An 18,672-nucleotide genomic window follows, 5' to 3' on the forward strand; every position below is an offset into this window, starting at 1 on the left:
TGCAGGGCCAGAATCGGGCTTTGATCGCGCTGCCAAGGGGCCTAGATGTTGAATAGCTGAATAACTGGCATCGGGTTCGGCCCATGTCATGAGGAGAAGACAATGCTCAACAATATCGGCCTTCCCGGCCTTCTTCTGATCGCGGTTGTGGTGCTGGTGCTTTTCGGGCGCGGCAAGATTTCCTCGCTGATGGGTGAGGTTGGCAAGGGCATCACCGCCTTCAAGAAGGGCGTTTCCGATGGCTCCAAGGAAATCGAGGACGCCACGGCAGACAGCGCGCGCGACGTGACGCCGCAAAACGACAAAGACAAGGCCTGAGGCCCCACCCGTCAGGGTGTCGGGCAGGCCGGAGGCCTGACGTTTCATGTTCGATATCGGTTGGAGCGAGCTTCTGCTGATCGGCGTCGTGGCGCTGATCGTCGTGGGGCCCAAGGACTTGCCCAGCATGTTTCACTCGCTGGGGCGGATGACGTCCAAGGCGCGCTCCATGGCGCGCGAGTTTTCGCGGGCGATGGAGGATGCGGCGCGCGAAAGCGGGCTTGATCAGGCCGCGAGCGGTTTGAAAGACATCAAGAACGTTGCCTCGAAGAAATCTCTGGGCATCGACGCGCTGGAGCGCGCGACCGAGAAATTCGAGAAGTGGGAGCCGAAGCTGCCGGGCACGATCAAGACGCCCGAGCCGCCGAGATTTCCCACCGATCCCGAAGATCTCATGGCGCCGACCCCCGAGGAGATGGAGCCCGAACCGGCCCCGGCCAAGCCCAAGCGCGCGGCCAAGCCCAAGGTCACAAAGACCGCCGAGGCGAGTGCCGAAGCCAAGCCCAAGGCTGCAAAGCCCAAAGCCAAGAAGACCCCCGCCAAGAAGGGTGACGCATGAGCGCCGAGGACCAAATCGAGGACACCGCCGCCCCGCTGATCGAGCATCTGGCCGAACTGCGCACGCGCGTCCTGTATGCGCTTGGCGCTTTCGTCGTGGCGATGGTGATCTGCTATTCGGTCTGGAACCCGATCTTCAACTTCCTGACCCAGCCGATCTGCCATGCGTTGGCCGAGCGCGGCCAGCAATGCGGGCTCTACCTGATCAAGCTTCAGGAAGGCTTCTTCGTCGCGATCAACATCTCTTTCGTGGGCGGTTTCGCGCTAAGCTTCCCGGTCATCGGCTACCAGCTGTGGCGCTTCGTGGCGCCGGGGCTTTACCGCTCGGAAAAGCAGGCGTTTCTGCCCTTCATGCTGGCCTCGCCCGCGATGTTCTTCGCCGGTGCGGCGTTCGCCTATTACATCATCCTGCCGATGGCCTTCACCTTCTTCCTCGGCTTCCAGCAGGGCGGCCTTGGAGATGGCGCGACGAATGAGCTGGCCTCGATCGGCTTTCAGGGCTCGGTGCAGGAATACCTTGGCCTGACGATCAAGTTCATCCTGGCCTTCGGGATCTGCTTCCAGCTGCCGGTTCTGCTGACGCTTATGGGCAAGGCGGGGCTTGTCTCGTCGAAGGGCCTTGGCAGCGTGCGCAAATATGCCGTGGTGGTGATCCTGATCGTGGCCGCCGTCGCGACGCCGCCCGATGTCATCAGCCAGGTGACGCTGTTCACGGTTGTATATGGTCTCTACGAGATCGCCATCCAGCTTGTCGCCCGGATCGAGCGTGTGCGCGAGGCGAAGATGCGCGCCGAGGGCACCTGGGTCGATGAGGAAGACGAATGACCGACCCGCTGATCCGGATCGCCGAGGCGCTTGAGCGCCTCGCCCCCGCGCCGGCCCCCGCGCCCGATTTCGGGTCGGCCGAGGCCTTCGTGTGGCATACCGCTCCGGATCGGCTGGAGCCGGTCAAGACCGTCTCGCGCGTCGATCTTGCGCTGCTGCGCGGGATTGATCGTTCGCGCGATACGCTGCTCGCCAACACCCTGCAATTCGCGCGCGGGTTCGCCGCCAACAACGCGCTGCTTTGGGGCGCGCGCGGCATGGGGAAAAGCTCGCTCGTCAAGGCGGTTCATGCCGAGGTGATCCGTCAGGGCCTGAGCCTGAAGCTGGTCGAACTCGCGCGCGAGGATCTGCCCTCGGTTGGGCGCCTCCTGAATCACCTACGCAGCTCGGGCCAGCGTTTCGTGCTGTTCTGCGATGACCTGTCGTTCAGCCATGACGACCAGCATTACAAAAGCCTGAAGGCCGTTCTGGATGGCGGCATCGAAGGCCGCCCCGCAAACGTGATCTTCTACGCGACCTCGAACCGGCGCCACCTGATGCCGCGCGATATGATCGAGAATGAACGCTCCACCGCGATCAACCCCTCCGAAGCGGTGGAAGAGAAGGTCTCGCTCTCGGATCGCTTCGGGCTGTGGCTGGGTTTCCACCCCTGCGGTCAGGATGAGTTCCTTGCGATGATCGAGGGCTATTGCGCGGCCTATGGCGTCGAGATTTCCGCCGCCGATCTGCGTGCCGAGGCCATCGAGTGGCAGGCGACCCGTGGCGGGCGCTCGGGGCGCGTGGCGTGGCAGTATTTCACAGATCTGGCGGGACGGCGCGGGATCGCGCTCTGATCTTTTCTTCTGCGCCGCAGCATGGCACTCTGCTGCAATGCCCGAAAGCTCAGCGTCTTCTCCCTCGATATTCCAACGACTGGCCCTTGTGATCGGGCCATTGGCCTTGGCGGCCACCTTACAGATCGCGCCGCCGCCGGGGCTTACGCCCGAGGGCTGGCATCTGTCGGGCATCGTGCTGTGGATGGTGATCTGGTGGCTGGGGCAGGCCGCGCCGATGGCGGGAACAGCGCTGCTGCCGGTGGTGCTGATCCCGCTGCTGGGGATCGCGCCCATCGACGAGGTCACGGCGCAATATGCCAACCCGTTGATTTTTCTTTTTCTCGGTGGCTTCCTGATGGCTTCGGCGATGCAGGTGCACGGGTTGCACCGGCGGATTGCGCTGGCCATCGTCGGTTATGCCGGAGAGGCCGCGGGCCGCATCGCCGGGGGCTTCATGCTGGCGACCGCGCTGCTTTCGATGTGGATCTCGAACACGGCGACTGCGATGATGATGTATGCCGTCGCGCTTTCGGTGATCGAGTTCGTGGCTGCGCAGAACGATGACCCCGAGGCCGCGCGACGGTTCGGGGTGCGGCTGATGCTCGGGATCGCCTATGGCGCCTCGATTGGCGGGGTGGCGACGCTGATCGGCACGCCGGGGAACGCGCTTCTGGCCTCGGTCCTGCGCGAGAGCTACGGGATCGAGATCGGCTTTGGCCAATGGATGCTTCTGGGGCTGCCGCTGACGCTGATCATGCTGCCCTACGCGCATTTCATGCTTCGGCGGATGTTCCCTTCACAGGGGCTGCAATTGGCGGGCGCGCATGGGCTGATCCGGGCCGAACGCGCGGCGCTTGGGCCGATGAGCCGCGCCGAGATTTCGGTGGCCGTTGTTTTCGCGTTGATGGCGCTTGGCTGGATGACGCGCGGCGCGCTCGGCCTGCCGATCAGCGATGCGGGGATCGGGATCGCCGGGGCGCTGATCCTGTTTGCCCTGCCGGACGGTCGCGGTGGCCCCGTGTTGCGGTGGGAGGCCACGCGCAACCTTCCCTGGGGCGTGCTTATCCTGCTTGGTGGTGGCCTTGCTCTGGCACGCGGGATCGAGGTCACGGGCCTTGGCGACTGGATCGGCGGCGGTCTGGCGGGTCTGCACGGATTGCCGCTTTGGGGGCTGATCCTCACCGTCATCATCACGGTGATCGCCCTGACCGAGGTCACCTCGAACACCGCCGTGACGGCCACCTTCGTGCCGGTTCTGGCCGCGGTAGCGCTTGGGATCGGGGTGGATGTGCCGTGGCTGACGCTGCCTGTTGCGCTGGCCTCATCCATGGCCTTCATGATGCCAATCGCGACGCCGCCCAATGCCATCGTCTTCTCGTGGGAGGGGCTGCGCCTGTCGGACATGCTGCGCGCGGGGCTTGCGATGCACTTGCTCTCGATCTGCGGGATCTTCGCGGTGGTCGAGCTGCTCGCGCCGCTGATCTTCGGGCTGACCCGCTAAAGCGAAGGGGCGCCAAAGCGCCCCCCCCCCCGGGGGGGGTCATTGCAGGTAGGGCATCGGGTCGAGGCTGTCGAGGCCCTGGCGCACCTCGAAATGCAGGTAACCCGGCTGGCTCGACGCGACCTTGGCAATGGTCTGGCCGCGCTTCACGTCATCGCCCTTTTTGACCTGAATATCGGTGACATTGTAGTAGATCGTCACCAAGTTGTTGGCGTGCTTGATGCCGACGAAATAGACGTTCTCGGTGTCCTGGCTCAGCAGCAGAACCTTGCCCGCCTCGGCGGCGGCGACGCTGGTGCCGGGCGTGGCGGCAATATCGATCCCGTCGTTCTTCTTCTTGACATAGGGCCGGATGATGGAGCCCTGAACCGGCATTTGCAGCTTCGACTTGGCGGCCGCGGTGCGCGAGGCGCCAAGATCAGGCGCAGCGCTCTTGTCCACCGGGGCCGAGGCCTTGGGCGGGGTCTCCGCCGGCAGCGGCTTGGCGGCCGAGGGCGGCGTCGGCGTGGGCGAGCCCTGACCCGGCTGCGTCGTCGCGGCAGCGGTCTTGGGCGGCGCGGCATTGGCCACCGGGATCATCAGATACTGGCCTTCGCGCACGGCCAGATCGGCGGGCAGGCCGTTCCATTCCGCCAGCGAACGGACCGGCACATTGTAATAGCGCGCGATCGAATAGGCGGTCTCGCCACGGGCGACCTTGTGGCGCGTGGGCTCGGCCGAGGGCGTGGCGGGTTTCGCCGGGGTGGCGGGCGCGGCAGCCGCAGGGGCGCTGGCCTCGGCGCGGTCGATGGCGTTCGAAGCGAGCGAGGTGATCGAGATCGCCTCGGACCCGATGGCACCAGTATTCGTGGGCGGCGTCGGTTCGGCCACGCGGCGGGGCAGGGACAGCACCTCGCCCTCGCGCAGCGGCGCGGTGGGCGAGACCGCGTTGTAGCGCGCAAGCTCTGCCGGGTCGGCGCCAACGCGCGCGGCGACCGAGGTCACCGTATCGCCGCGGCGCGCAACGGCGATCTGGTAATTCGGATAGGAAATCACCCCGCGCGCATCCGGGGTCGGGCGCGCGGCGGTGGCCTGACGCGCGGCATGCGAGGTATCAAAACCGATCTGGCCGAAGTTGCGCAGGTCGGCGTCAAAAGTGCCGGTCGAGTCGCAGCCCGCGATGGCGGCAACAGCGCAACCGGCCAGAAACAGGCGGCTCAGGCGCAGAGTCGGGCGTGCGGGAAAGGGCGTTTTCATCTGCTCGGTCCTCGTATTCGTGCCGCCCCCCTGTGACCGGGGCTTTGCGGTCGTGTCAGTCGCTTGCCATGCCTTCGACAAGCGGAACAAAGCGCACGGGGCGCAATTCCTCGTAATCGAACCCGGTTTCCAAGCGCTTCACGCGGATCAGGCTTTGCACCGTGTCCGACTGGCCTACCGGAAGGACCATGATACCGCCGATCTTGAGCTGCGACAACAGCGAGCCCGGCGGGTCCTCGGCGGCGGCAGTCACAAGAATGCGGTCGAAGGGCGCCTGCTCGGGCAGGCCGCGCGATCCGTCCGAGGCCAGTGTCACGATATTGGCCATGTTGAGGGCGCGAAACAGCTCCTCGGCCTCGCGCACGAGGCGGCGGTGGCGATCCACGGTATAGACGCGGCGCACCAGCAGCGAGAGCACCGCCGCCTGGTAGCCAGATCCGGTGCCAACCTCGAGCACGGTATCGCGCGGGCCGACCTGCAAGGCCTGCGTCATCAACCCCACGACCGAGGGCTGCGAGATTGTCTGCCCGCAGGCGATCGGCAGGGGCATGTCCTCGTAGGCGCGCTCGGAGAAGATGCCGCGCACGAATAGCCCGCGATCGATCTTTTCCATCGCGTTCAGCACCCGCGCATCCGTCACCCCCTTGGAGCGCAGCGCGAAGAGGAAGCGCATCTTGCGCTCGGCCAGCTCTTCGGGGCTGATCTCAGGGCGGGGGTCGTCGCTCATGCCAGCTGTGCCTCAAGCTCTTTGAGCACGTCATGCGCCGTCAGGTCGGCGCGCATCGGCGTGACCGAGATCCAGCCATCAAGGTTCACCGCCGCATCCGTGCCCGGCGCGGTCGCGGTGTGCTGCGGCCCGCCCTTGATCCACAGGAAACGCCGCCCGGTGGGCGAGTGGTGCGGCTCGACCGAGAAGAAGCTGTCGGTGCGATAGCCCTGCGCCGCGACCTTGAAGCCCTGCACATCGGCGGCCGGAACCGGCGGGAAGTTCACGTTGTAGAACACGCGGTAGGGGCCGTCGTCCCAGATCGCGCGCTCCCACAGCTTGCGCACCAAGGCGGGGCCGTGGACGCGCGCGGCCTCGAACGGGTCCATCCCGGCGCCCATGCATTTCGGGCCGAGGAACTGCGAGAGCGCGATTGCGGGAATGCCTTGCAGCGCCGCCTCCATCGCGCCGCCAAGCGTGCCCGAGTACAGCGCGTTCTCGGCCGAGTTATTGCCCCGGTTCACCCCGGACAGGATCAGGTCGGGGCGGCCGTCTTTCAGCACGTCGTAAAGACCCGCCAGCACGCAATCGGCGGGGCTGCCCTCGGCGGCGTAGCGGCGCTCGTCCAGGCGGGCGATCATCATCGGATGGGTGTAGCTGATGCAATGCCCCACACCCGATTGCTCGAAGGCGGGCGCCACGGTCCAGACGTCGCCGTCGGGGCCAGCAAGCTCGGTCGCGATGTGATGCAGAACCTCAAGACCCGGCGCGTTGATGCCATCGTCATTGGTGATGAGAATGCGCATACTGCCCCCGTGCCGCTGTTTTTTCCTGCTTAGCCTGTGGGCGCGGGGTCGTAAAGCGGTTGAGGCAGGCGCAGCGCTATTGTCGCGTCAGAGCAGCGCCACGATGCGCGCGGCCTCGGCCCGCGGATCGGCCAACGGGGCGCGGTCTTCACTGGGGAAGAAGCGCGCGCGGGTCGCCGTGGGCATGGGTGCCGGGGTCTCGATCAACACCTGCGGCCCGATCTTGACGTTCTCGGCCTGCCAGCTGCGCACCAGCGCCATCTGCGCGGCCTTAGTCGCGCCGTAAGAGCCAAAGAATTTCTCGCCCGCGTGGTTGTCATCGAAGAACATCGCCGCGCCATTGCCAGCGCGCAGGAGCGGCTCGATCAGCGGGATCAGCGTCGCCGTCGCGGTCAGGTTGGTGGCGAGCGACTTGGTCATGTCCTTGCTGGCGATATGGCCGACAGGGGCGAGCGGCGCCGCATGGATTGCCGCATGTACCCAAAGCTGCAAACCGCCCCAACGCGCCGCGATCGAATCCGCCAGATGCTTCATCTGGTTTTCATCGGTCACATCGAGGGGCGCGAGCGTCGCGGTGCCGCCAGCGGCCTGAATGCGGTCGTCAAGCTCTTCCAGCCCGCCCACCGTACGGGCCACCGCCATCACATGCCAACCCGAAGCGGCAAGGGCCTCGGCCATGGCGCAACCCAAACCGCGCGAGGCGCCGGTCACAAGGGCCAGTTTCTTGGGTTCCAGCGGGGCGGTGTCGGTTTTGCTCATGCGGTGCTGATGCCAGAGGCGTGGCATTCGCGCAAGAGGGTCGCGCGTCCTGCGGCGGCGTGGCGCAATTTGCAAATTAGCGGGCGGGGTCGCTAAATTGCTTTGCAAATCTGCTCATTCGCGCTGTCACAAGATTGACAAACGGGCGTTCAGATAACAAGGTGCCGGACAATGTTTTCACTCATGGGGAAGGTTCCTGCCATGACGCTTTCGAAGGCCCTCGTGCCCTCCAACTCGATCGCCACCCGCACCGCAATGGTTCTGGGCGGCACCGCGCTGCTTGCTGCCGCGTCGCAAATCTCGGTTCCGATGTTCCCGGTTCCGATGACCCTGCAAACGCTCGCCGTGCTGACCATCGGCATGACGATGGGTTCGCGCATGGGCGTGCTGACCGTGGCGGCCTGGCTTGCCGAAGCCTTCGCAGGCCTGCCGGTTCTGGCCAATGGCGGCTCGACCGCCTCGTTCTTCGGCCCGACCGCAGGCTTCCTTTTCGGCTTTCTCGCGATGGTCGCCGTTGCCGGTATCGCCGCTGACCGTGGCGTGAAGTCGGTTCTCGGCCTTTCGGTTGCCGGCCTGATCGCGGGTGCCGTGCTTTACGTTCCGGGCCTTGCTTGGCCGGCCGTCGTGCTTGGCAAGTCGGTTCCCGAGCTGCTCTCGGGCTGGATGATGCCGTTCCTGGCAGGCGACGCCGTCAAGGCGGTCCTGGCGGCCCTGATCGTGTCGGGCGGCTGGAGTGTGCTGGCCAAGCGCCGCGCCTGATCGCTTCAGATCGATACAGGATAACGCCGCCCATCGGGCGGCGTTTTTCTTTTCTGGGGAATGTGTTACGTGCCTGACTTAAGGCGCTTGAGCGCCGCTGCACACATCCCGAAAGCTAGCCACTGGCAGGGCGCGCAGATATCCGAGAGCGCGTCTTCCGGCAGCGCCCGGATCCGCTCCAGCGCCTCTCCCCACCGCAGCTTGTCACCCGGTTTCAGCCCAAGGGCGGCGGCATGGGCCGCATCGAGCTGATCGATGTGATGCCCGCTGCCGCAGGCCTTGCCCCGGCGCGAGGGGCAGGGCGTGCAGATGTCATCGGTATCTTCGACGACTTCGATCTCGACCTCGTCCCCGCGCGCAGCGCGCAGGCGGCCCATCACGATAGCCGTCATATTCGTGGTGAACTCGGGCGAGTAGCCCTTGCCCTCAAACCCGACCGAGCACAGGAAATGGTGCGGCCGGTAGCGCAGTGGCGTGTCGTTCATGGCCCTCTCCCCCTGAATGCCAAAGGCCGGGGAAAACCCCGGCCTTCGCCTGTCTGTTCCGCGAGATCAGCGGTTCTCGACCTCGAGATAGTCGCGGGCGACGGCGCCGGTGTAGAGCTGACGCGGACGGCCGATCTTGCCCGCCGGGTCCGAGATCATCTCTTTCCACTGCGAGATCCAGCCGACGGTGCGCGAGAGCGCGAAGATCGGCGTGAACATCGAGGTGGGGAAGCCCATCGCTTCGAGGATGATGCCCGAGTAGAAGTCGACATTCGGATAGAGCTTCTTCTCGATGAAGTATTCGTCGTGAAGCGCGATCTGCTCCAGCTCCTTGGCGACCTGCAGCAGCGGGTTGTTGTGGACGCCCAGCAGATCCAGAACCTCGTCGGCCGATTCTTTCATGACCTTCGCACGCGGGTCGAAGTTCTTGTAGACGCGGTGACCAAAGCCCATGAGCTTGAAGGGGTCGTTCTTGTCTTTCGCGCGGGCGATGAATTCCGGGATACGGTCAACGGTGCCGATCTCGCGGAGCATCTCGAGGCAGGCCTGGTTGGCGCCGCCGTGGGCCGGGCCCCAGAGGCAGGCGATACCGGCAGCGATACAGGCGAAGGGGTTGGCGCCCGACGAGCCGGCCAGACGGACGGTCGAGGTCGAGGCGTTCTGCTCGTGGTCGGCGTGGAGCATCATGATGCGGTCCATCGCCTTGGCCAGCGCGGGCTGCACGGTGTAGGTCTCGGCCGGGACCGAGAAGCACATGTGCAGGAAGTTCGACGCATAGTCGAGGTCGTTGCGCGGATACACGAAGGGCTGACCGATCGAGTACTTGTAGGCCATCGCGGCGATGGTCGGCAGCTTGGCGATCATGCGCATCGCGGCGACTTCGCGCTGCCACGGATCGTTGATGTCGAGGCTGTCGTGGTAGAAGGCCGACATGGCGCCGACGACGCCAACCATGGTCGCCATCGGGTGGCTGTCGCGACGGAACCCACGGAAGAAGTTGTGGATCTGCTCGTGCAGCATGGTGTGGCGGGTGATGCGGCCTTCGAAGTCAGCCATCTGAGCTTTGTTCGGCAGTTCGCCGTTCAGCAGCAGGTAGCACACTTCAAGGTAGTGCGACTTGTCGGCGAGCTGCTCGATCGGGTAGCCGCGATACAGCAGCTCGCCCTTGTCGCCGTCGATATAGGTGATCGCCGAGTCACAGGCCGCAGTCGAGGTGAAGCCGGGGTCATAGGTGAACACGTCCGCCTGCGCATAGAGCTTGCGGATGTCCAGAACGTCGGGGCCCACGGTGGGCGAGAGCACCGGCAGATCGTAGGTTTTGCCGTCAAGCGTCAGTGTGGCAGTTCGTTTGGTGTCAGCCATGAGCTTCCCTTTCCTGTCGTCCGGCTGGGCCCGCCGGGTGCTGTGTTCCGGATTTTCCGGAGTGGCGGCCCGCCCTCAGGCCGCCTGATCATTCAGTCGGGCCAGAGTTTCATCTTGGCCCAAAACGAGCATCATATCGAACACGCTAGGCGTCACACTGCGCCCGGCCAGAGCGGCACGGAGCGGGGCAGCAAGTTTGCCAAGTCCCAGCCCATGCGCCTGCGCTACGTCGGTTACGATGGCCTCTAATTCCTCACGCATCCAGCTAGCATCTTGCAGTCGCGGCGTCAATTCTTTCAGTATACCACGGGATACAGTATCTAGTGCCTTCGCGGCTTTCTCTTCGACCTCAAGCGGGCGCGAAGTCAGGGCGAAGTGCGCTTTTTCAATAAGTTGCGGGAAAGTTTTGGCCCCGCCCTTCAGGAAGGACAGCGAAGCGGCCAGACCTTTGCGTTGCATTTCGCTCAGCGCGGGTTGCTGCGCTGCGGCCAAATACCCCTCGATTTCGCTCAGCAATGCATCGTCCTCGGAGATTGCCATGTGCTGACCGCAGATATTTTCGAGTTTTTTGAAGTCCAGCCGCGCGGGCGAGCGGCCGATTCCCTCCAGCTCGAACCATTCCTTTGCCTGCGCGTCGGTGAAGAACTCGTCGTCGCCATGGCTCCAGCCAAGGCGCGCAAGGTAGTTGCGCATCCCCGCAGCGGGGTAGCCCATCGCCTGGTATTCCTCGAGCCCGACTGCGCCATGACGCTTCGATAGCTTCTTGCCATCGGGGCCGTGAATCAGCGGGATATGCGCGAAGACCGGAACGTCCCAACCCATCGCGTGATAGACCTGCACCTGCCGGGCCGAGTTGGTCAGGTGGTCATCGCCGCGAATGACGTGGGTCACGCCCATGTCGTGATCGTCCACCACTACGGCCAGCATGTAGGTCGGTGTGCCGTCCGAGCGCAGGCAGACCATGTCGTCGAGCTGGTCGTTGCGGAAGGTCACATCGCCCTGCACCTTGTCGGCGATCACCGTGGCGCCGTCATGCGGTGCCTTGAGACGGATGACATAGGGCGCGTCGGGATGCGTCGTGGGGTCGGCATCGCGCCAGGGCGAGCGGAACAGGGTCGAGCGGCCCTCGGCGCGAGCGGCCTCGCGGAAGGCCTCAATCTCTTCCTGCGGCGAGAAGCACTTGTAGGCCTTGCCATTGGCCAGCATCTCATGCGCGACCTCGGCATGACGGGGGGCGCGCTCGAACTGGCTGATCGGCTCGCCGTCAAAATCGAGGCCGAGCCATTCGAGGCCCTTCAGGATCGCCGCCGTCGCCTCGGGGGTTGAACGTGCGCGATCGGTATCCTCGATGCGCAGCAGGAACGTGCCGCCGTGGCCACGGGCGAAAAGCCAGTTGAACAGGGCCGTCCGCGCGCCGCCGATATGCAGGTATCCGGTGGGCGAGGGGGCGAAACGGGTGACGATCTTCTGCGACATCGGGGCCTTTCCTGCGCCCGTAGGATCGGGCGCGTTAACCTTTTGCTAACCACGAAGCCCGTAGGCTTCCTTGCGCAGATGCATAAGCAGGCTGAGGCTGAGAAACAAGCGTGGGATCGGACGGCGCGGGCCACATCGGGGTTTCTGGGGCGCGCGCATGGCGTTTGCAGGGGGCGCTGGCGGCGCTGGCGCGTGCGCGGGCCGATCTGGCGCTTTGGGCGCCGGTCGGACTGGCGGTGGGAATCGGGCTCTACTTTCTGTGGTGGGGCGAACCGGGGGATGACGCCCGCCTGACCGCTTGGGCCGTCCTTGCCATCTGCGTTCTGCTCTGGTGGCGCGCGTCCGAGGCTGCGCGCTTTGCCCTCGGCGTTCTTCTGTGTCTGGCCATCGGTTTCCTGCTGGCGCAGGCCCGCGCGCAGTCCTTGGCGGCGCCGGTTTTGGGCTTTCGCTACTATGGCCCGATCGAGGGGCGGGTGGTCGAGATCGACCGCTCGGGCACCGACCGGCTCAGGATCACGCTTGATGAGGTGGTCCTCTCGAACATGGCGCCGGACCGGACGCCCGCACGGGTCCGGGTCTCGCTGCATCGCAACCAGCCCGATTTCATCCCAGCGCCAGGCCTGCGCGCCATGCTGACCGGGCATCTTTCCCCGCCGCCGCCTCCCGCCGAGCCGGGTGGCTACGATTTCCGCCGCCATGCCTGGTTCGAGCAACTCGGCGCCGTTGGCTACTCGCGTAATCCGGTCGTTCTGGTCGCCCCGCCCGTGTCCGAGGATTGGCAACTTGCCGGGCACCGTGCGCGGATGCGCCTTTCGGCCTCGATCCAGGCACAGATACCGGGGCAGGCGGGGGCGGTGGCCTCGGCGCTTTTGACCGGGGATCGCGCGGGGATCTCCCAAGCCACGAACGAGGCGATGCGCGCCGCGAACCTGTCGCACATCATCTCAATATCCGGGCTGCATATGGGGATGGTCGCGGGATTTGTCTTTGCCGCGCTTCGATTCGGGTTGGCCTGTTCGGGATCGCTGGCGCTGCTCTGGCCGACCAAGAAGATGGCCGCTGCCGGCGCGCTTGTCGCGGCGACGGGGTATCTGTGGCTGGCGGGGCCCGAGATTGCGACCGAGCGCGCCTATCTGATGGCGGCCGTGATGCTGGCGGCGGTGCTGTTCGATCGGCGGGCGCTCAGCCTGCGATCGGTCGCCATGGCGGCAAGCGTGCTTCTGGTGCTGCGCCCTGAAAGCCTGCTGACCCCCGGCTTCCAGATGTCCTTCGCGGCAACGGTCGCGCTGATCGTGACCTTCGAGCCCTGGGGCCGGATCAGTCCGCGCATCCCCACGACCCTGCGCCCGGTCGCGATGCTGCTGTTGACCTCGGTGGTGGCTGGCTTCGCGACCGCACCGATTTCCGCCGCCCATTTCAACAGGATGTCGGCCTACGGGCTGATCGCGAACCTACTGGCGGTGCCGGTCATGGGCAGTATCGTGATGCCCGCTGGGGTCGTGGCGACACTGCTCGCGCCTCTCGGGTTGGAGGGGGCGGCGCTTTGGGTCATGGGCTGGGGCACCCGCTGGATGATCTGGGTGGCCGAGTGGGTTGCGGGCTTCGATCAGGCGGTTGTCGCGGTCGCGACACCACCCGGATGGGTCATGCCGTTGATGGGGTTGGGAGCTTGCATCGCCATACTCGCTCGCGGGGCGGGTCGCGGTGTCGGCGCGGGCGTGGTGGTGGCCGCATTCGTCGGATGGGGATTGGCCGAGCGCCCGCTGCTGCTGATCGCCCCCAAAGGCGAGTTGGTCGGATTGATCACACCCCACGGCCGGTCGCTTTCCAAACCCGGCGCGAGCTTCATCGCGCAAAACTGGCTTGATGCAGATGGCGAGACCCTGAGGCCGGAAGAGGCCGCGACGCGCCCGGCTTTCACCGGCCCGAAGGGCGCGCGAGAAGCCCAGCTATCCGATGGGCGGCGCCTCGTGCATCTAATGGGGAAAGGCGCCGAGACGCGAGTGGCCGCGCACTGTCATGACGGAGCGATGCTGATCCTTGCCGCCCGGACGCAAGGCGCGCCCTCGGGGTGCGATCTGTGGGACCAGAACCGCCTGCGCGAGACTGGCGCATTGGCGATCATGCCCGACGGGCGGCTGGTGACCTCATACCAGGTGACTGGCCCGCGTCTTTGGGTCGGGCACCCGCGCGAAACCCAGGCTCAGTAGGTGCGGATCAGCCCGACGAGGCGGCCCTGCACCTTCACCTGCTCTTCGCGCAGCATTCGCGTCTCATAGGCCGGGTTGGCGGCCTCGAGCGCGATCATCCCGTTGCGGCGATAATAGCGCTTTAAGGTTGCCTCTTGCCCCTCGACCAGCGCAACGACGATATCGCCGTTATCGGCGGTGCCCTGTTCGCGGATGACGACAACGTCGCCATCGTTGATCCCGGCCTCGATCATCGAGTCGCCACGTACCTCAAGGGCGTAATGCTGCCCGCGCCCCGAAAGCATCGAGCCCGGAACCGCGACGTGGTGCGAGATCTCGGAAATCGCCTCGATCGGCACACCGGCGGCGATGCGCCCCATTACCGGCAGTTCCAGCGCGTGCACGGCCTCAACCGGGATCGCGTTGCGCGGTGGATCGGTGCGGTCGCCCTCGATCACGCGCGGCGAGAAGCCGGCCTTTGGTTGCGCTTTCTCCATCGCCTCGGGCAGCTTCACGATCTCGATCGCGCGGGCGCGGTGGGCAAGGCGACGGATAAAGCCACGTTCTTCCAGTGCGGTGATCAGCCGGTGGATCCCGGATTTCGAGCGCAGATCGAGCGCATCCTTCATCTCGTCGAACGAGGGCGGAACACCGTCCTGCGCCATGCGTTTCTGAATGAAGTCCAGCAACTCCAACTGCTTGCGCGTCAGCATCCGCGTTCCTCCGCACGGTCAAGAAAACAATGTTCGATAAAAGTTCTAACTCTGTTCCCTTTGCGTGTCAACGTGGCACACGCGCCGGGATCAGAGCGGAATGTAATCCACGGTCTCGCCGGTGCGGCGCGCGCCGTCGCCAAGCGGGCGGATCAGCAGGGCATCGGCCTCGGCGAGTATACCCAGCAGGGCGGAATCCTGACTGCCAAACGGGGTAATCGTCGGCAGCCCTGCGCCGGGCGCGAGGCGTGCGCGCATGTAGTGGGTGCGCGGGCCGGTGGGGCCGGTGTCGGCGCCAAGAATGGCCTGCCGGACATCATGCGCGGCAGGCAGGCCCTGAAGGGCGGCCAGCATCGGCTCCAAAAACAGCTTCGCGCAGACCGTGGCCGAGACCGGGTTGCCCGGCAGCCCGAGCATCGCGGCGTTCCCCATTCGACCCGCCATCAGCGGCTTGCCGGGGCGCATGGCGATCTTCCAGAAGGCGCGCTCAAGGCCCAAATCTGCTGCTACCTTGCCCACAAGGTCATGCTCGCCCACCGAGGCGCCGCCCGAGGTGACGATCAGGTCCGCCCCCTCGGCCAGGCTGAACACCATGCGCAGGCTGGCCTCGTTATCGGCAGCGATCGGCAGCATCCGCACCTCGGCGCCCGCCGCTTCGGACAGCGCCGCCAGCACGAAATTGTTAGAGCAGATGATCTGGTCGGGGCCGGGCGTTTCGCCGGGCATGACTAGCTCATCCCCGGTGGCGATTATCGCGACGACCGGGCGGCGGTACACCGTCAGCTCGGCCACGTTCATCGCCGCCATTAGCCCGAGGTCGCGGGCGGTCAGGCGATGACGCGGGAAATAGGGGGTGCCCTCAGCGAAGTCCTGACCGCGCGGGCGGATGTTGCGATTGTCCGACAGGCGTTCGGGCAGGGTGAGTATGTCGCCGTCGCGCGAGACGTCCTCTTGCAAGACAACGACACCGCCCTCGGCCGGGACAGGGGCGCCGGTGAAGATGCGAACCGCCTGACCGGGCGCCAGTGCGCCATCAAAGCCACGGCCAGCAGCGGCCTCGCCCTCGACGCGTAGCGTGGCGCCGGGGCGGTGATCGGCGGCGGCCAGCCAGTAGCCATCCATGGCCGAGGCCGCAAAGGGCGGCTGCGTCAGTGCGGCGGCGACCGGCGCGGCCATGACGCGCCCGAGACCCTTGCGCAGGGGGATGGTTTCGGTGCGCAGGAGCTGGACAAGCTCAAGAACCTTGGCAAGCGCCTCTTCAACCGAAATCATCACTTCGCCTCGTAACGTCCAGATTTTCCACCATCTTTCAGCACCACGCGGATGCCTTCGATGCGCATCGACTTCTCGACCGCCTTGAGCATGTCATAGACCGTCAGCGCGGCGGTCGAGACCGCAGTCAGCGCCTCCATCTCGACCCCGGTCTGCCCAGAGGTCTTGACCGTCGCGGTGATCCGCACGCCCGGCAAGGCTTCGTCGGGCACCAGATCAAGCGCGACCTTGGTGATCGGCAAGGGGTGGCAAAGCGGGATCAAGTCTGAGCATTTCTTGGCCCCCATGATCCCCGCGACGCGCGCGATCCCCAGCACATCGCCCTTCTTGGCGGTGCCGGCCAGCACATATTCCAGCGTCTCCGGCAGCATCACGACCGTGCCTTCGGCCACGGCCACGCGGTCTGTGACCTCCTTGTCCGAGACATCGACCATATGGGCCTGACCCTGGGCGTCGAAATGCGAAAGGCTCATGCGATCTCCAGCAGGTTGCGGGTGGCCAGCGCGACATCGGCCTGGCGCATCAGGCTTTCGCCGATTAGGAAGCGGCGTGCGCCCACTTCGGCCATCGAGGCCAGATCGGCGGGGGTGAAGATGCCGCTTTCGCAGACCAGATCGCGGCCCTCGGCCAAAATGGTCGGTGCAAGCTGCCGCGTCACATCAAGAGTGACCTCGAAGGTCTTGAGATTGCGGTTATTCACGCCCATCAGTGGCGATTTCAGATGCTTGAGTGCGCGGTCAAGCTCTGCAGAGTCATGCACCTCGATCAGCACATCCATGCCCCAACCGAAGGCGGCATCCTCAAGCTCGACGGCGAGGCTGTCCTCGACCGAAGCCATGATGATCAGGATGCAGTCGCCGCCCCAGGCGCGGGCTTCGGCGACCTGATAGGTGTCATAGAGGAAATCCTTGCGCAACGCGGGCAGCGAACAGGCCGCGCGGGCCGCAGTCAGATACTCGGGCGCCCCCTGGAACGAGGGCGTGTCGGTCAGCACCGACAGGCAGGCCGCACCGCCCGCCTCATAGGCGCGGGCCAGTGCGGGCGGGTCGAAATCGGCGCGGATCAGGCCCTTGGAGGGGCTGGCCTTCTTGATCTCGGCGATCAGGCCGTAGCCGTCGGCGGCCTTGGCGGCCAAGGCCTTGGCAAAGCCGCGGGTGGGCGATTGCGCGCGGGCGGCAACTTCGACCTCGGACAGGGGGCGGGCGGCCTTGGCGGCGGACACTTCCTCAAGCTTGTAGGCCTTGATCTTGTCGAGGATGTTCATTCCGCCTCCGAGGTGATCCGCGCCAGCGTTTCCACTGTTTTCAGGGCCTTGCCGGAATCGATGCTCTCGGCGGCGATGGCGACGCCCTGCTTCAGATCGGTGGCCTTGTCGGCAACCACCAGCGCGGCGGCGGCGTTCAGCAGCACGGCATCGCGATAGGCGCCGGTGTGCCCCATCAGGATCGCGCGCAGGGCGGCGGCGTTTTCATCGGGAGTGCCGCCAAGGATGTCTTTCAAGGGATGAACCGGCAGGCCGGCATCCTCGGGGTGGATCTCAAGCCCGGTGATCTTGCCATCCGCCAGCGCCGCGACCGAGGTCGCCCCGGTGATCGAGATTTCATCCATCCCGTCCGCGCCATGCACAAGCCAGGCCTTTTCGGAGCCAAGCTCTTTCAGCGTCTCGGCCATCGGCCAGATCAGATCGAGCGCGAAGGCCCCGGTCAGCTGGCGCTTGACGCCCGCCGGGTTGGTCAGCGGCCCGAGGATGTTGAAGATGGTCTTGCAGCCCAACTCCATGCGCACGGGCATCACATGCTTCATCGCGGGGTGGTGCATCGGCGCCATCATGAAGCCGATCCCGGCCTCAGCCAGGGCACGCTCGACCACGCGAGCCTCACGCATGACGTTGATGCCAAGCGCGCCGAGCGCATCGGCCGAGCCTGATTTCGACGACAGGTTGCGGTTGCCATGCTTGGCGACCGGTACACCCGCGCCCGCCACGACAAAGGCCGTCGCGGTCGAGATGTTGAGCGTTCCCATCCCGTCGCCGCCGGTGCCGACGATATCCATCGCCCCCTCGGGGGCCACGACCTTGTTGCACTTGGCGCGCATCACGGCGGCGGCGGCGGCATATTCGGCCACCGATTCCCCGCGTGCACGCATCGCCATCAACAACCCGCCGACCTGAGCGGGGGTTGCCGTGCCTTCGAACAGCTCTTCAAATGCCGCTTCGGCCTGGGCGCGCGACAGCGGCCCCTCGGAGGCCGCGTAGATCAGCGGTTTCATCGCATCGCTCATGCCGTCACCTTTACCTTGGCCTCTTCGAGGAAGTTGCGGATCATCTGGTGGCCATGCTCCGAGGCGATGGATTCCGGGTGGAACTGCACGCCCTCGATCAGTTTTTCCTTGTGGCGCAGGCCCATGATCATGCCGCCGTCAAGCCATGCGGTGACCTCAAGGCAATCGGGCAGGCTCTCGCGCTCAACGATAAGGCTGTGGTAGCGCGTCGCCTGGAAGGGCGAGGGCAGGCCGCGGAAGACGCCTTTGCCCTCGTGGTGGATGGTGCCCATCTTGCCATGCACGATCTCGCCCGCGCGCACGACCTTGCCGCCGAAAGCCTCACCGATGGTCTGATGGCCCAGGCAGACGCCAAGCAGGGGTACATTCGCCTCTGCCGCCGCCAGCGTCAGCGGCAGGCAGATACCCGCCTGAGCCGGATCGCAGGGGCCGGGGGATAGCACGATCGCCTCGGCGCCCATGCCCATCGCCTGCTGAACGTCGAGCGCATCGTTGCGCACCACCTTCACATCGGCGCCCAGTTCCCCGAAATAATGCACGAGGTTGTAGGTAAAGCTGTCATAGTTATCAATGAGCAGGAGCATGGTCGCATTTCCCGTGTGCCGCCCGGAT

20 protein-coding genes are annotated in these 18,672 nt (G+C 65.6%); 7 read left to right on the forward strand and 13 right to left on the reverse strand.

Annotated elements, in window-relative coordinates; all coding sequences use genetic code 11:
• Positions 1–102 precede the first annotated feature (102 nt).
• The 5 genes from LZA78_RS00460 (at position 103) to LZA78_RS00480 (ending at position 4,017) form a co-directional block, all read left to right on the forward strand.
• Positions 103–318 (forward strand): twin-arginine translocase TatA/TatE family subunit, encoded by a 216-nt coding sequence (locus tag LZA78_RS00460; RefSeq protein ID WP_233674990.1) that lies wholly within the window; start codon positions 103–105, stop codon positions 316–318.
• Between the two features lie 46 nt (positions 319–364).
• Positions 365–877, forward strand: a complete 513-nt coding sequence (gene tatB, locus LZA78_RS00465; protein ID WP_233674991.1) for a Sec-independent protein translocase protein TatB — start codon at positions 365–367, stop codon at positions 875–877.
• Positions 874–1,701 (forward strand): twin-arginine translocase subunit TatC, encoded by an 828-nt coding sequence (gene tatC / locus LZA78_RS00470; RefSeq protein ID WP_233674992.1) that lies wholly within the window; start codon positions 874–876, stop codon positions 1,699–1,701. Before tatB ends, tatC begins: the two co-directional genes overlap by 4 nt.
• Positions 1,698–2,534, forward strand: a complete 837-nt coding sequence (locus LZA78_RS00475) for an ATP-binding protein (RefSeq protein WP_233674993.1) — start codon at positions 1,698–1,700, stop codon at positions 2,532–2,534. The genes tatC and LZA78_RS00475 overlap by 4 nt, the downstream gene beginning before the upstream one ends.
• A 106-nt stretch (positions 2,535–2,640) precedes the next feature.
• Positions 2,641–4,017 (forward strand): SLC13 family permease, encoded by a 1,377-nt coding sequence (locus LZA78_RS00480; RefSeq protein WP_233674994.1) that lies wholly within the window; start codon positions 2,641–2,643, stop codon positions 4,015–4,017.
• Between the two features lie 39 nt (positions 4,018–4,056).
• Here LZA78_RS00480 and LZA78_RS00485 read toward each other — a convergent pair whose 3' ends face one another.
• The 4 genes from LZA78_RS00485 to LZA78_RS00500 all read right to left on the reverse strand — a co-directional run bounded on the left by LZA78_RS00485 (position 4,057) and on the right by LZA78_RS00500 (position 7,524).
• Positions 4,057–5,253 (reverse strand): peptidoglycan DD-metalloendopeptidase family protein, encoded by a 1,197-nt coding sequence (locus tag LZA78_RS00485; RefSeq protein WP_233674995.1) that lies wholly within the window; start codon positions 5,251–5,253, stop codon positions 4,057–4,059.
• 55 nt (positions 5,254–5,308) lie between these two features.
• On the reverse strand, positions 5,309–5,980 hold the full coding sequence (locus LZA78_RS00490; protein ID WP_233674996.1) for a protein-L-isoaspartate(D-aspartate) O-methyltransferase: 672 nt from the start codon (positions 5,978–5,980) through the stop codon (positions 5,309–5,311).
• Positions 5,977–6,765, reverse strand: coding sequence for a 5'/3'-nucleotidase SurE (surE, locus tag LZA78_RS00495; RefSeq protein ID WP_233674997.1), 789 nt, complete (start codon positions 6,763–6,765; stop codon positions 5,977–5,979). Before surE ends, LZA78_RS00490 begins: the two co-directional genes overlap by 4 nt.
• An 87-nt stretch (positions 6,766–6,852) precedes the next feature.
• A complete protein-coding gene (locus tag LZA78_RS00500) occupies positions 6,853–7,524 on the reverse strand; it encodes an SDR family NAD(P)-dependent oxidoreductase (RefSeq protein WP_233674998.1) in 672 nt (223 codons plus the stop codon).
• Positions 7,525–7,725: 201 nt separating this feature from the next.
• Between LZA78_RS00500 and LZA78_RS00505 the strand changes: the two genes are divergently transcribed.
• Complete coding sequence (locus tag LZA78_RS00505; protein WP_233674999.1) at positions 7,726–8,283, forward strand: biotin transporter BioY; 558 nt, start codon at positions 7,726–7,728, stop codon at positions 8,281–8,283.
• Between the two features lie 65 nt (positions 8,284–8,348).
• Here LZA78_RS00505 and LZA78_RS00510 read toward each other — a convergent pair whose 3' ends face one another.
• From LZA78_RS00510 to gltX, 3 genes are all read right to left on the reverse strand, one after another.
• Positions 8,349–8,768 (reverse strand): DUF1284 domain-containing protein, encoded by a 420-nt coding sequence (locus tag LZA78_RS00510; protein WP_233675000.1) that lies wholly within the window; start codon positions 8,766–8,768, stop codon positions 8,349–8,351.
• Between the two features lie 66 nt (positions 8,769–8,834).
• On the reverse strand, positions 8,835–10,130 hold the full coding sequence (locus LZA78_RS00515; RefSeq protein WP_233675001.1) for a citrate synthase: 1,296 nt from the start codon (positions 10,128–10,130) through the stop codon (positions 8,835–8,837).
• Positions 10,131–10,205: 75 nt separating this feature from the next.
• Positions 10,206–11,606 (reverse strand): glutamate--tRNA ligase, encoded by a 1,401-nt coding sequence (gltX, locus tag LZA78_RS00520; protein ID WP_233675002.1) that lies wholly within the window; start codon positions 11,604–11,606, stop codon positions 10,206–10,208.
• Positions 11,607–11,716: 110 nt separating this feature from the next.
• On the opposite strand from gltX, the gene LZA78_RS00525 reads away from it, so the two are divergent.
• Positions 11,717–13,816 carry a ComEC/Rec2 family competence protein gene (locus LZA78_RS00525; RefSeq protein WP_233675003.1) on the forward strand — a complete coding sequence of 700 codons (2,100 nt, stop codon included), beginning with the start codon at positions 11,717–11,719 and terminating at the stop codon, positions 13,814–13,816.
• Here the strand turns inward: LZA78_RS00525 and lexA are convergent.
• The 6 genes from lexA to LZA78_RS00555 form a co-directional block, all read right to left on the reverse strand.
• Entirely contained in the window at positions 13,810–14,508 is a 699-nt protein-coding gene (gene lexA, locus LZA78_RS00530) for a transcriptional repressor LexA (protein WP_233675004.1), read from the reverse strand. The genes LZA78_RS00525 and lexA overlap by 7 nt on opposite strands.
• 90 nt (positions 14,509–14,598) lie before the next feature.
• Positions 14,599–15,780, reverse strand: coding sequence for a molybdopterin molybdotransferase MoeA (locus LZA78_RS00535; RefSeq protein WP_233675005.1), 1,182 nt, complete (start codon positions 15,778–15,780; stop codon positions 14,599–14,601).
• Positions 15,780–16,253, reverse strand: coding sequence for a cyclic pyranopterin monophosphate synthase MoaC (gene moaC / locus LZA78_RS00540; RefSeq protein WP_233675006.1), 474 nt, complete (start codon positions 16,251–16,253; stop codon positions 15,780–15,782). Before moaC ends, LZA78_RS00535 begins: the two co-directional genes overlap by 1 nt.
• Entirely contained in the window at positions 16,250–17,044 is a 795-nt protein-coding gene (gene trpC, locus LZA78_RS00545; protein WP_233675007.1) for an indole-3-glycerol phosphate synthase TrpC, read from the reverse strand. Before trpC ends, moaC begins: the two co-directional genes overlap by 4 nt.
• The gene (gene trpD, locus LZA78_RS00550) at positions 17,041–18,060 is read right to left on the reverse strand and encodes an anthranilate phosphoribosyltransferase (RefSeq protein ID WP_233675008.1); all 1,020 of its coding nucleotides are present in this window, start codon (positions 18,058–18,060) and stop codon (positions 17,041–17,043) included. The genes trpC and trpD overlap by 4 nt, the downstream gene beginning before the upstream one ends.
• Positions 18,057–18,644: an anthranilate synthase component II gene (locus LZA78_RS00555; RefSeq protein WP_233675009.1), complete on the reverse strand. Its 588-nt coding sequence runs from the start codon at positions 18,642–18,644 to the stop codon at positions 18,057–18,059. Before LZA78_RS00555 ends, trpD begins: the two co-directional genes overlap by 4 nt.
• Positions 18,645–18,672: the final 28 nt, after the last annotated feature.

The organism is Rhodobacter flavimaris (assembly GCF_021378075.1).
Classification (GTDB): Bacteria; Pseudomonadota; Alphaproteobacteria; order Rhodobacterales; family Rhodobacteraceae; genus Rhodobacter; species Rhodobacter flavimaris.

What these genes read in the sequence shown, in the direction of transcription:
- LZA78_RS00505 (WP_233674999.1), top strand. Translation starts at nt 7,726, where the DNA reads ATGACGCTTTCGAAGGCCCTCGTGCCCTCCAACTCGATCGCCACCCGC.
- tatC (WP_233674992.1), top strand. Translation starts at nt 874, where the DNA reads ATGAGCGCCGAGGACCAAATCGAGGACACCGCCGCCCCGCTGATCGAG.
- tatB (WP_233674991.1), top strand. Translation starts at nt 365, where the DNA reads ATGTTCGATATCGGTTGGAGCGAGCTTCTGCTGATCGGCGTCGTGGCG.
- LZA78_RS00515 (WP_233675001.1), bottom strand. Translation starts at nt 10,130, where the DNA reads ATGGCTGACACCAAACGAACTGCCACACTGACGCTTGACGGCAAAACC.
- LZA78_RS00500 (WP_233674998.1), bottom strand. Translation starts at nt 7,524, where the DNA reads ATGAGCAAAACCGACACCGCCCCGCTGGAACCCAAGAAACTGGCCCTT.
- LZA78_RS00475 (WP_233674993.1), top strand. Translation starts at nt 1,698, where the DNA reads ATGACCGACCCGCTGATCCGGATCGCCGAGGCGCTTGAGCGCCTCGCC.
- LZA78_RS00485 (WP_233674995.1), bottom strand. Translation starts at nt 5,253, where the DNA reads ATGAAAACGCCCTTTCCCGCACGCCCGACTCTGCGCCTGAGCCGCCTG.
- moaC (WP_233675006.1), bottom strand. Translation starts at nt 16,253, where the DNA reads ATGAGCCTTTCGCATTTCGACGCCCAGGGTCAGGCCCATATGGTCGAT.
- LZA78_RS00460 (WP_233674990.1), top strand. Translation starts at nt 103, where the DNA reads ATGCTCAACAATATCGGCCTTCCCGGCCTTCTTCTGATCGCGGTTGTG.
- LZA78_RS00490 (WP_233674996.1), bottom strand. Translation starts at nt 5,980, where the DNA reads ATGAGCGACGACCCCCGCCCTGAGATCAGCCCCGAAGAGCTGGCCGAG.
- trpD (WP_233675008.1), bottom strand. Translation starts at nt 18,060, where the DNA reads ATGAGCGATGCGATGAAACCGCTGATCTACGCGGCCTCCGAGGGGCCG.
- lexA (WP_233675004.1), bottom strand. Translation starts at nt 14,508, where the DNA reads ATGCTGACGCGCAAGCAGTTGGAGTTGCTGGACTTCATTCAGAAACGC.
- gltX (WP_233675002.1), bottom strand. Translation starts at nt 11,606, where the DNA reads ATGTCGCAGAAGATCGTCACCCGTTTCGCCCCCTCGCCCACCGGATAC.
- LZA78_RS00555 (WP_233675009.1), bottom strand. Translation starts at nt 18,644, where the DNA reads ATGCTCCTGCTCATTGATAACTATGACAGCTTTACCTACAACCTCGTG.
- trpC (WP_233675007.1), bottom strand. Translation starts at nt 17,044, where the DNA reads ATGAACATCCTCGACAAGATCAAGGCCTACAAGCTTGAGGAAGTGTCC.
- LZA78_RS00535 (WP_233675005.1), bottom strand. Translation starts at nt 15,780, where the DNA reads ATGATTTCGGTTGAAGAGGCGCTTGCCAAGGTTCTTGAGCTTGTCCAG.
- surE (WP_233674997.1), bottom strand. Translation starts at nt 6,765, where the DNA reads ATGCGCATTCTCATCACCAATGACGATGGCATCAACGCGCCGGGTCTT.
- LZA78_RS00510 (WP_233675000.1), bottom strand. Translation starts at nt 8,768, where the DNA reads ATGAACGACACGCCACTGCGCTACCGGCCGCACCATTTCCTGTGCTCG.